The sequence below is a fragment of the Candidatus Cloacimonas sp. genome (assembly GCA_039680785.1).
Lineage (GTDB): Bacteria > Cloacimonadota > Cloacimonadia > Cloacimonadales > Cloacimonadaceae > Cloacimonas.
Genome location: JBDKSF010000013.1, coordinates 1 through 6,235 on the forward strand (window position 1 = coordinate 1; position 6,235 = coordinate 6,235).

Consider the following 6,235-nt stretch of genomic DNA (forward strand, 5'->3'; position numbering starts at 1 on the left):
CATACAGATTCTTGTTTTGGTCCTTTTAATTCTTTAGGAATTAATTAAGAACTATTCTATTTTATTTAATCCTAATAATAAATAGCTATGCCCAAATTACACCCAAATTATTAAACAAATCATGGAAGTTTAAAGTCCAAATATCTAAAATTTCCCTTAATAATTATTTCATTTGAGATTTGAATTTTAAATATTGAGTTTAGTGTTAAACGGGGTATGCCTGTAAAATGGTTTTCCTGGCAAGTGCGTAACGATGCATATCTATATAAGTAAGGGCTATAGTTCGTAAAGAAGCGCTCTGATTATAAATATCTCCGGTTTGCAAATCATACTTTAATGCTTCTTTATATGCTTTTAGGGCTTCTTTCAGCTTTCCTTGCTTACGATAAATATCGGCAATATTACTTAAATTACCTGAAATATAATAGGGAATCTGCTGTTCCCTTCCAATTTTAAGTGATTTATAATAATATTCCAATGCTTTATCATAATCCTGCAATTCCTGATAAGCAACCCCTAAAGAGCAATGGACCTCGCCTATCAGATAATCATTGCCGGTGGATTCTGCCAAAGTTAATGCCTTCAGACAGCAGGCAAGATTTTTATTGTAATCCATTAAAGATGAATAGATTGAACCCATTATGCAAAGAGAACTAACTTGCAAATCCGGAAATTGAACGCTTTCCGCAAGATCTGCTGCCTTTTGATAATACTGAATTGCATGGGCATAATCCATTTTAGTTTTATAGATATTTGCCATATTAGAATAGGTTATGGCAATACTATGCTGGTCGTTTTCCTGTTCAAAAAGAGGGATTACTTCCATAAAGGTCTTCAATGCCTGAGTAGAGTTTCCCAAGGTGGAATTCATAGCAGCAATTGAGGCAAGCGATTGTGCCATTTGCAGATTATTGCCTATTTGAGAAAATAAATTTACCGCTTTCTGATAATAAGGAATTGCCTCCTGATAGTTGCCTAAAGCGGAATTTACTGATCCCATCATCTTATTGGCAAAGGCAATTTCTTCAGTGGTTTCCATAAGATTAGCCATTTGCAATAATATTTGGGTAGATTCCTCTGCCTTATGGGGATTGCAACTAAGATAGTAATTTACCAATTTAAGCCCTTGGTAAAAATTATCTTTTGTCGGCTTGCCGGATAATGCTTTTTCTAAAAGTTTAATTTCCTTTTCTTCCATTTATTCCTCGAGTTATGTTATTGGTTCATATTTTTTTGCTTACTGCAACACATTGTTTATGAACACACAACTCGTTATTTAGCCAAAGTAAAACTGTCAAGAGTTGAACGCAATAAGCGTGCCAATTTGGATATACTAATCTATATACTTGATTATTAAAGAGTTAGGCAATATATTCTGATCGTGATGGGGTGTTTTATTTCTAACATTGGACAGGTATATTCAGATTAAATATCTATTGGACAATTGGTTATCAGCCAAACAGGTGTATGCTAAAAAAGGAATACCTCTTGCTTCAAAGTGGGTTTTAACTTGCTCTGATATGTTCAAATATGTTTCTTATCTGTTCTTCGGAAACAGGTAAAGGATTCAAAGCCATATTTCTGCTGTTCATAATTTGGGGGATTGCTGCTTCGATAAAGCTATCGCTTAGTTCTATTTTGCGTTCAAAAGGTAATGCATTTAGCCAGTTATAAAAATCGTTCTTGCTTATTTTCAGGTAACTGAAGAGGTCGTTTAATTCTAAGGCAACTACAGGATAGTAAAGCTCCATAATATCTTCCATTACCATAGCGTTTGCCAAACCATGAGGTATATTGTAAAAAGAAGTTAAAGGGTAACCGATGGAATGTTGTAAAGTGGTACTTCCCTGAGCGATTACTATTCCTCCGTAAAGTGCTGCTTGCATCAATTCCGTTCTTGCCAATAAATTATCGGGGGCAGATAAAACCAGAGGCAAAAAATGCAGAATAGAATCAATTCCTTGGTAGATGAAAGGATAAACAAGGGGTGAACGCTGATTGCTATACAATCCTTCCAAAAGGTGACTTAAAGCATCCAACGCAGTATGCAAAGTTACTTGCGGGGATAAAGTTAAAGTATATTTCGGGTCTAAAATTGCCAAAACGGGGAAAATCAAATCCGAACCGAAACCAGCTTTCTTTTTTGTGATGGGATCGGATAACACACTATATTGAGTTGCTTCAGTTCCTGTGCCGGCTGTAAGTGGAATTGCTAAAATTGGAAAAGCGTTTTTAAACAGAGTGGTATCATATATTTCATTGCGGTTCAATGAATTTGCAGCGGACAAAGATATTGCTTTGGCTGCGTCAATGGGGCTTCCTCCTCCGATGCCAATTACACAATCGCAATTATTTTGTTTAAAGATTTGCTTGCCTTCTACTATGATATCCAAAGTGGGATTTTCTTTTATGTGATCGAAAAGGACATAATTTATACCCAGTTCCTTTAAAACAAGCAATAAGTCAGATAAAGCACCGCTTTGTTTGGCGCTGTTTCTGCCAGTTACGATAAGCGCTTTCTTGCCGATGGTGGCAATTTTATCCTTGGCGAGGGAAATGGCGTTATCGGCAAAAATTATACGAGTTGGACAATAAAACATCTAAAGCTCACTTCAGCAAAGTTATTTTTTTTCTAAGGATGCCGGTGGGATATTGAAAACGGAGTAAATAGACACCGGAGGATAAATTTCTGCCATTTTCGTCTAAGCCGTCAAAGTAAACGCTGTGTTTACCGGAGGGCATAATTCCTTGGGCGAGAGTGGCTACTTTTTGTCCTTTCAAGTTATATAGTTCCAGTTTTACATTACCACCGGTGGGTAAGTAAAAAGAAATGGTAGTGGAAGGATTAAACGGATTGGGTAAGGCAGATAAAGCTGCTTTCGATGAAGCAACTGCTTCATCCGAAACTGCCAAAGCGGGATTGAGAGAGGGTAAAAGCTGATGCAACAAAGCACTCACTTCAGCCATTTGCATATAATACAAAGGTAAACCAAACAGAACAAAAGTTCCATTAAAATTGTGTTTTAAGGCAACACATTGTCCCGCTCCATTACTTCCTGCAGTCATATTTGCCGTATAGATTGGTTCTGTGGCATTATTAAAAGTATAGATGTATGGCAGCATACCATTCCAAGCAGAAAGTGTTTTATTTGGATCAACGGTCAAAGTAGGATAAAATTCCGATTGAGCACTAATCAAACAAGCGGAATTATCATAAATGGGACTAACTTCCCCGGCAAAACGATTTAAGAATTCAGGCGTTAAAACAGAAGCGGTTTTCCAACTGGAAAGAACAAGTTTTCCTCCTCCGGTAATATAACCGCTAAGTGAAGCTAAATTATCCTGCAGCAGATTTTGATTGAAATCATCCGCATACCAGAGCACTAATTTATAATTTCCCAAAGTGGCCAAATCGGGTAAACCTTGGCTGGCACAATCCCAATTTGTATGTTCACAAGTAAAGCCACTGATGGCTGTCTCATAAAAAGTATCTACCATTTCATCACTGGGGTTGATATTGGAACCGTTTCCATCCCTCGTTTCATCTACCAGCAATAATTCATTGGCAAAACTAAATGCTTGCGGGGTTGCCGAAACAGATGTGGAAAAAACTGAGCCATAACCATTATGATCTGTCACTTTCAATCGATAATCATAACTGATGCCACTTGTTGCAGTAGTATCTATATAAGTTAAAACGGGGCTGTTCAGAGTGGTGAGTAAAGTCCAGTCCTGGCTATTGGAGGGCTTTCGGAATAATAAATACTGATTATCCACACTCTCCAAAAAAGTTTGCCAAGAGAGTAATACACTATTATGGGAGGGAATGCATTCCGTTATTACAGGTTTTTGTTCTGTAATTGAGCGTAAAAAAGTCCAGTTGTTGAAATTGGCATCGTAAGTATAATTTTCGGAATCCAGAGTATAATTAAACTCATTAATATGACCGTCAGGAGTGGCAACCACTAAAAGCGAATCGCTTATGCCATTTTGAGTGTAGCGGAAAGGAATTTCCACAGTAAAAGCAGTGGCAGTGGGAGAAGTGGTTTTTGCCAGTATTTTTAGATGCTGGTTGGTTTGATTTTGCCAAACGGAATATTGAACGCTGGGAATACCGGAACCATAAATCCATTGATCAAAGAACTGATTAAGGTCTTGTCCGCTAATTTGTTCTGCCATTGCTTGAAATTCAGCAGTAACGGCATTTCCATTGCAATATGTACTATAATATTGTCTAATCAAGTTAAAAAAGATTGTATCTCCCAATTTTAAACGCAGCATATGCAAAACACTGGCTGCCTTTTCATAAGAAGGGGGTGCAAAATAGTTATTGAAAGAGGGATTGTAAATAGTGTGCGGTCCTTCTGTATTTTCCCAATTCAAATAATAATGATGAAAACTACTTTCCAGATAGGAACAAGCGTTCTGCCAACCCAAAAGTTTATCTGACCAAAGAAATTCACTGTAAGTAGCAAAGCCCTCGGAAAGCCAGACATCTTTAAAAGTTAAAAAACTTACTGCGTCTCCAAACCATTGATGAACCAATTCATGGGCGATGGTTAATTCACTGGCACCGGTTCCAGTTATCAGAGAGTTCGTAAAAGTGATCATTGTTTGATGTTCCATCGCTCCAAAAGTATTCATATTGACGGTTGCATTACCATATTTTTCAAAGGGATAATCTCCCAAAAGTTCAGAAAAATAGTGAATCATCTGAGGAATATTGATATAATCTACCAAAGCATTGTTATATTGGTTTGGCATTACAAAATACTGGAGGGGAAGATTATGGAAGCTGGGATCTGTATTATATATTTCCACATAAGGTCCCGCTGCCAGGCAAACCAGATAAGTAGTCATTGGATTCTGACCGATCCAATTAGTGGTGGAAGTTCCGTCTTGGTTATTTATGATACTGGTTCTAATGCCATTGGCGGCAACTTTCCAATCGCTTCGCAGAGTAATATGCAAATCCACAATTGCTTTATCCCAAGGATGATCATAACAGGGCCACCAATTTCTTCCGGCATCGGGATCGGAAATGGTAAAGACAGAATTAACACTAAATACCATACCTAAATGATAAACATCATTGGTTAATTGGGGAATACCGGAATAAAATATCTGAGTAGTAAATTGCTGACCTGCAGCGGCATTGATAGGGATGGTTAGTAACCCATTATTGTGATTCCAGGTAGTGTTAATTCCATTTACCCTCACATTGGAAACAGTTAAATTACTTAATTCGTAAGTGATGCTTGAAAGGGGTGCGGTTGTATTTACAGTCGCTAAAACATTGCCGGTTATAAAATGAGTGGCATCATTGATAGCAAGAGTGATTTCATATTTTTGCACATCAAAACCGTGGGCGGAATCGGCACGACATATTTCCTCTTCTGCCTTGGCAGGGTAGAAATTATATTTACGAGTGGGCTTAACCAAATGCGTAGTTTGAGCGCCAAACATTGCAAAGATGGTAGTTAAGACAAGGATTATAAATAATTTTTTTACCTGAATATTCATTTAGACCTCTGAAAACAATATAAAGCATTCAATCAGTAAAGCAAGTTCATTTCCATTTTTAGCGAAAATCGCTATGCTTTGAAGATGAAACAAGCGGTTTTGGGAAAAGCAAAAAAATGTCTTTACGAAAACAGGCACTTAACAAATCTGTCCATTAACTCTTAAGTGGAGGAATAATGCGAAGAATAATAGTTTGCAGCATTACATTTCTGCTGCTTGCCTGCCTTGTCCAAAACCTTTATGCCGCTGGAGAAACAATATACGATATAAAAGTTATCGGAGCGGTCAATATTGATCCGGAATTGGTAACCTCGGCGCTTAGTATCAGAATTGGTGATGCTCTTGATCCTGAAACAGTGGCAAAATCAATACGCAATCTATATAAGATGGGTATCTTTTCCGATATTCAAGTGGAAATGGAACCCTATAGAACAGGAGTAACTTTGCTCATCAAAATCCAGGAAAATCCTGTAGTTAGTAGTATTGATTATATCGGTTTTAAAGTTGTGAAACAAGAAAGAATTGACGAACTGGTAAATATACGGGTTGGTAGTTATTGGAGCGAAGGGGTAAAAAATCAATTATTGCATAAGCTGAAAAATGAATATGCCACAAAAGGATATAGTAATGTAGATATCCAAATCTTTGAATCTCGTGCTGGCAATAACAAAATTGGGTTGAAAATTCAGGTTGACGAAAAGAAAAGGGTTTC

4 protein-coding genes are annotated in these 6,235 nt (G+C 37.3%); 1 reads left to right on the forward strand and 3 read right to left on the reverse strand.

Annotated features, from left to right (window positions below; genetic code table 11):
* Positions 1-205: 205 nt before the first annotated feature.
* From ABFC98_00530 to ABFC98_00540, 3 genes are all read right to left on the reverse strand, one after another.
* Entirely contained in the window at positions 206-1,198 is a 993-nt protein-coding gene (locus ABFC98_00530) for a tetratricopeptide repeat protein (GenBank protein MEN6444512.1), read from the reverse strand.
* A 307-nt stretch (positions 1,199-1,505) separates the two neighbouring features.
* The gene (locus ABFC98_00535; protein ID MEN6444513.1) at positions 1,506-2,600 is read right to left on the reverse strand and encodes an iron-containing alcohol dehydrogenase; all 1,095 of its coding nucleotides are present in this window, start codon (positions 2,598-2,600) and stop codon (positions 1,506-1,508) included.
* Positions 2,601-2,607: 7 nt separating this feature from the next.
* Positions 2,608-5,523, reverse strand: a complete 2,916-nt coding sequence (locus ABFC98_00540; GenBank protein ID MEN6444514.1) for a M1 family aminopeptidase — start codon at positions 5,521-5,523, stop codon at positions 2,608-2,610.
* A gap of 176 nt (positions 5,524-5,699) precedes the next feature.
* Here ABFC98_00540 and ABFC98_00545 point away from each other — a divergent pair.
* Positions 5,700-6,235, forward strand: a 536-nt coding sequence (locus tag ABFC98_00545) for a POTRA domain-containing protein (protein MEN6444515.1), incomplete at its 3' end; no start/stop codon positions are given.